This is a genomic window from Enterococcus sp. DIV0660C (genome assembly GCF_017316125.1).
Lineage (GTDB): Bacteria > Bacillota > Bacilli > Lactobacillales > Enterococcaceae > Enterococcus_B.
The window spans coordinates 1-5,496 of sequence record NZ_JAFLWA010000056.1; the positions used below are offsets into that span (position 1 = coordinate 1).

Consider the following 5,496-nt stretch of genomic DNA (forward strand, 5'->3'; position numbering starts at 1 on the left):
CCATCAATCGGATATAGCCAGCATCTTTTCCTTTGTATGTTCCAGTCACATATTGGCTAATTCCTTCTTTGTATGGATCGACACTTGTAATTGCAAATTGTTCGTCTTGTTTATCCAACAATTCTTGTGCTTTGTCGATTTTGTTTTGTAGTTCTTGTTTTTTCGCTCCATCTGTTACTTTATCGACCGCTGCTTGTGCTTCATTGATTTTGTCTTGGTTGACACCATCAGCTAGGTTTTCTCCATTGAACAAGCCGTTGACTTTGTCAGTTGCTTCTTGCACGATTTGTGCTTGTTCGTCTTGTTTGTTCAACAATTCTTGTGCTTTGTCGATCTTATTTTGTAGTTCTTGTTTTTTCGCTTCATCTGTTACTTTATCGACCGCTGCTTGTGCTTCGTTGATTTTGTCTTGGTTGACGCCATCAGCTAGGTTTTCTCCATTGAACAAGCCGTTGACTTTGTTAGTTGCTTCTTGGATTGAATTATCCCATTCTGCTGAATATGTGACACCTAATAAATCAAAAATTGAAGTGGCATTATTCACATTTTTTGATGGTTTCCATCCTAAAAATGCATGATTTTTTCTTGACGGAGTTTGTCCCTCTTTCCATGAATTGAAATTGGATAGTTCTAATTGTTTTGGAGTCACACAAATTTTATCTATATACTTGAGAGTAGATGCGCCTGAAGAAAATGCCCCACCGTTTGCATCTAGTGTTGGAAATGCTTCTGGTATTCTTCCTGATTCAGTTACAAAATCAAAATTAAGAAATTTAGATGAGGTCGTAGGATTTACGATCACTGACAATGGTTTTCCTACTGCTGTTTCATTAGTAGCTCTATCACCCAGTATTTTGTTGGTATCTTGTGTATCTAATGATGTATTACGTAAATCTATTTTTCTTAAAGCTGGTGTATTTTCAAACATATAGCTCATATCTAAAGCCTTCTTATTCGTATTCAACATACTTAAATCTAAAGACTGTAATGAAGTACATCCACTAAACATTCTGCTCATGTTTGTTACATTGTTGAAATCAGTTGTTCCAAACTTAACATTTTTCAATTTTGAACAGCCTTGGAACATATTTGACATATTTATGGAATCTATTACATTTATATTTAAACCAGTTAAGTCAACACTTTCTATACTAGAATTTCTAAAAAAATTGTTGAACCTTTCTACTCCATTTACTAATACTTCCTTATTACCTTCTACTCTAAAAGAAGTAATTGGATTTCCAGTGGCATTTTGCATAAACTTTGTGCTACCACCATTTACTCTGACTTTCTTTTTTGTTTGCATAGTTCCTAATAAGACAATGCTCATTTCAGTTGGTATTACAACATCTGTATCAGTATTTCTACCTAAGTATTGATTAACTTGGTAAAAATCTTTTTCAATCGTTATATTCCATCTTTTCTTTGTATTCTGGTCCATTAAATCTACTGTTTGACCTACACTATAACGAGGAGTTCCACTAGACGAATCTGTTTGAACATCATCGGATGCCTGTACTTGTTTTTTTGAATTTTCTGTAAAATCTATATTTGATTCGTTTGTTGTTTGGTTTAATTTTTCATCTACTTTTTCAGTAGAATTAGCGTTTTTAACCTCTTGCTCTAATGCAGAAACAAGAGGAGTCGTTACCATGTTTCCCAAAATTAAAAATGATGCTAAACAATATTTGAAAGATTTCATTCACACTACTCCTTGTCTATTAATTTAAATGGATGATTTTACCATCGCTTTTAAAATTGTTATTTATTCTCTAGTTAATAAGCGTTTACTTCTTGCTCCAATAAACCTATCTTCTATAAACATCTCCCCCTATGTCATTTAATTTATACTAAAAATATTGATGTTTATTTTAAAAATTAAAAAAAAAGAGAAAAAAATAAAAATACATAACAGCTAAGAACAATCATCCAGCCTAAAGAAGAAACGAAATCTAAAAATTTACTGGATAATCACTTCGTAAACTAAAAGAAGATGCGAATGAACCAAAAGAAACTATACTATCACTGAAACTTTTTTATTTAGTCAAAAAAAAGATTGTTACCATATTTATTAGTAATAAATATCTAAATAACAACTTGGTTTGCCTTTATTTTTCTTTAAATGTTCTTGAAATCAATCTATTTATGAATTACAGGAATCAAGGGAGGATTTTATACCATAAACGTTTTGACTGATTTACTTTGATCGTACATTGAATTATAGTGACTTTTAATTGTTCTAAATATAAAATATTCCTTTCTCCATGAATAAGTAAAAGCTTAGCAAAGTGACATCATTTATCGATAAAATCATCAATAGATTCGATTACTTTTGGTAGAATAATGGATTTGCTTTTTTCTCAGACAACTAGCAACTCTAGTTTTATTCCAAAATAACTTTGATTTACTTTTGTTATAAGCAGTTGATTCCCCAAAAGATAACTCCACTGTAGCATCTTCTCAATTTTTATTATTAACTGAAGATAAAAAACAGGACAGCAATCGTGATTGCTGTCCTGTTTTTATTTAAATAGACTGTTCTTTTCCAAAATAATGTTGCCATTTTTGACGCATGCTGCTAGTCATTGGTTGGGCAGCTTCTTTCACTGCGCAATATTTATCAACAAATGTCACAATGTAGCTTTCTTTATATTTGGGTGGTGCAATAGTTGCTCCCCACATATGTTTCAAAATGATATCACGTTCTAAATCAGAAAGTTCCGTGATCTTTTCTGCATTTTTCACAGCAATTCTTGGGTGGACATACGCATGTGAACCTTCATCAAATTTAGTTGTTCGCCAGTCGTAATAAAACAGATCATGTAAAAGCCCAGCTCTTGCTGTTGCTTTAGCATCTCCGCCCCATTTTTTCGCTAATAAATAACTATAATAAGAAACACTAATGGAATGTTCCAATCGTGTTGAGTGGACATGTTGCGTGTAGTCGGCTAATTTTTTCACTGCATCTGTTTCCAAAAGATCTGCTACATAAGACATGTATTCTTCGTCTTCACGCCATTTTTCTGTCATATTTTCAATCTGCCACCTTTTGATTTTCGTTATTTCTGAAATTGACCATAGTATACCACCTGAAACGATAAGATTCTAGCTGCTACGTAGTAAAATAAGAAAGCTTAATAGTTCCTTAACTAAACTGCAAAGTGATACAACAAGATCCCCGTCGCTACACCTACATTCAATGATTCAGCGTTTCCACTCATGGGTATATAGATATTTTTATCTGTGAAGTTCAACAGTTCTCCGCTCACACCTTGTCCTTCATTTCCCATGATGATGGCAAAGTTAGTTGGCTTTTCTACTTCATTCAATGCTGTTGCTTCTTCGTTCAATTCTGTTCCATAAATCATAAAATCCTGCTCTTTTAGTTGCTGAACAGCATGTGACAAGTCCATTTGGATTACAGGTAAATGATAATTACTACCTTGCATACTTCGCAACACTTTCGTACTGTACAAATCAGCTGTCCCCTGACCAAGAAGCACGCCTGCTAAGCCAAAAGCATCAGCTGTTCGAATCATCGTCCCCACATTTCCAGGATCCTGGACATTATCTAACAGCAACCAGCCACCAGAAAAGGCTGGTGATTCCATTACTTCACGCGCTACAACAGCAAGGATTCCCTGTGGCGTTGGTAAATCAGATAAAGCTTGCATGACTTCGTCTGTTACTAAAAATAATTCAATATCTGTTAATTGATCAAGCCAAGTTTGCCACTCTCTTTGTCCTTTTTGGGTAACGTAAATTTCTTTAATGACAGCATTTGCAGCGACTGCCTCTTCAATCAAGTGAAAACCTTCTAAAAGATAGGCACAATTTTCTTCGCGATACTTTTTCTTATGCAATTTTTTCAATTCTTTGATTCGTGGATTTTTTGCGGATTGAATTTCTTTCACCTTTTTCACCTCACTTAATTATAGCATGTATTCAGGGCTGCAACTTGTTTCTCTAACAAAAAATAGTTATCATAAGGATAAGAAAATGAAAGCGGGTGACAACTTATGCGTAAAGTCAAAATGAATGTCCAAGGTCGCGTCCAAGGTGTTGGTTTTCGTTACACAACAAAAATGGTTGCCGATCGTTTAGGCATTTATGGCACAGTAAAAAACGAAGAAGATGGTTCTGTTACAATTGAAGCTGCTGGTGAGGACAAACAAGTAGAAAGCTTCATTAAAGAGATCAAAGATTCACCCAGTCCAGCTGGTCGCGTGACTTATCTTGATTTACAAGATAATCCATGGATGGATGCTCGAACAAGTTTTGATGTTATCTACTAACGACTCTATGAAAAAGTAAAAAACGGATTTCTGATTTCCTTATTTATTTTTCTCTGCGTTCATGGGATAGTTTCCGAACATTTCTATGACTTTTCTATGAAGTTGATTGAATTATGAAAATTTTTTTAGTATAGTTAATTTTGTGTAAAAATTATGGAAGAGGAAGTATTTTATGAATAAATGGAAAAATTGGTTATTGGGATCTGGACTGGTCACTGTCCTACTTTTTTTATCCGGTTGTGTTCGAACTGACTCGCATGGAAATCCTGACACATCAGGTTTTGTCTATCGAATTCTCGTTCATCCAATGGGGCAAGCAATTACCTATTTAGTGGACAATTTTAATTGGTCTTATGGCTGGGCCGTTATTGTTTTGACCATTATCGTTCGATTAGTAATCTTGCCTTTAGGTATTAGCCAATCGAAAAAAACAATGATTCAATCAGAAAAAATGCAAGCGTTAAAACCACAAGTATCAGCTGCACAAGAAAAATTAAAAGCTGCTACAACGCGTGAAGAACAAATCGCTGCGCAAGCAGAAATGCAACAAGTCTACAAAGATAATGGGATGAGTATGACTGGTGGGATTGGTTGTTTACCATTGCTAATCCAAATGCCTATCTTCTCAGCACTTTACTTTACTGCTCGTTACACTGAAGGTATCCGTGAATCAAGCTTTTATGGAATCGACCTTGGCTCACCAAGTTTGGTATTAGTTGCTATCGCTGGTATTGCTTATTTACTTCAAGGATATATCTCAACGATTGGTATTCCTGAAGAACAAAAGAAAACCATGCGTACCATGTTGATTGTTTCACCAGCAATGATTGTCTTTATGTCAATTAGTGCACCAGCCGGCGTTACACTGTACTGGGTAGTTGGTGGTATCTTTAGTTGTATCCAAACATTTATTACGAACGTATTAATGAAACCACGCTTAAAAGCACAAGTTGCGGAAGAACTAAAACGAAATCCACCGAAACAAGTCGTGACACCACGAAAAGATGTCACACCTAATGAACCAAAAAAAGCAACAAAACAAGTCAATACGCAACAAAAGAATAATTCATCAAAGAAACGAAATGCTGGAAAGCAACAAAGAAAATAAGTATATACCGTGATAGTCAGCAAATGGTATCCACTTTTTATAGCGATAGTAGTAGATATTTTCGCGTGTTTTTAGACAACAACAGCGACCTTC

The 5,496-nt window shown here is 34.7% G+C and carries 5 protein-coding genes; 2 read left to right on the top strand and 3 right to left on the bottom strand.

Annotated features, from left to right (window positions below):
- From DOK81_RS12015 to DOK81_RS12025, 3 genes are all read right to left on the bottom strand, one after another.
- Window positions 1-1,702: toxin Cry1Ac domain D-VI-related protein (locus DOK81_RS12015; RefSeq protein ID WP_206911173.1), on the bottom strand; the 1,702-nt coding region annotated here is incomplete at its 3' end.
- Window positions 1,703-2,526: 824 nt separating this feature from the next.
- Window positions 2,527-3,030, bottom strand: a complete 504-nt coding sequence (locus DOK81_RS12020) for an HD domain-containing protein (protein ID WP_067483904.1) — start codon at window positions 3,028-3,030, stop codon at window positions 2,527-2,529.
- Between the two features lie 119 nt (window positions 3,031-3,149).
- Complete coding sequence (locus DOK81_RS12025; protein WP_206911174.1) at window positions 3,150-3,914, bottom strand: RNA methyltransferase; 765 nt, start codon at window positions 3,912-3,914, stop codon at window positions 3,150-3,152.
- A gap of 105 nt (window positions 3,915-4,019) precedes the next feature.
- Here DOK81_RS12025 and DOK81_RS12030 point away from each other — a divergent pair, with 105 nt between their 5' ends.
- Window positions 4,020-4,295, top strand: a complete 276-nt coding sequence (locus tag DOK81_RS12030) for an acylphosphatase (RefSeq protein WP_206911175.1) — start codon at window positions 4,020-4,022, stop codon at window positions 4,293-4,295.
- 172 nt (window positions 4,296-4,467) lie between these two features.
- Complete coding sequence (gene yidC / locus DOK81_RS12035; RefSeq protein ID WP_206911176.1) at window positions 4,468-5,403, top strand: membrane protein insertase YidC; 936 nt, start codon at window positions 4,468-4,470, stop codon at window positions 5,401-5,403.
- Window positions 5,404-5,496: the final 93 nt, after the last annotated feature.

What these genes read in the sequence shown, in the direction of transcription:
- DOK81_RS12020 (WP_067483904.1), bottom strand. Translation starts at nt 3,030, where the DNA reads ATGACAGAAAAATGGCGTGAAGACGAAGAATACATGTCTTATGTAGCA.
- DOK81_RS12030 (WP_206911175.1), top strand. Translation starts at nt 4,020, where the DNA reads ATGCGTAAAGTCAAAATGAATGTCCAAGGTCGCGTCCAAGGTGTTGGT.
- yidC (WP_206911176.1), top strand. Translation starts at nt 4,468, where the DNA reads ATGAATAAATGGAAAAATTGGTTATTGGGATCTGGACTGGTCACTGTC.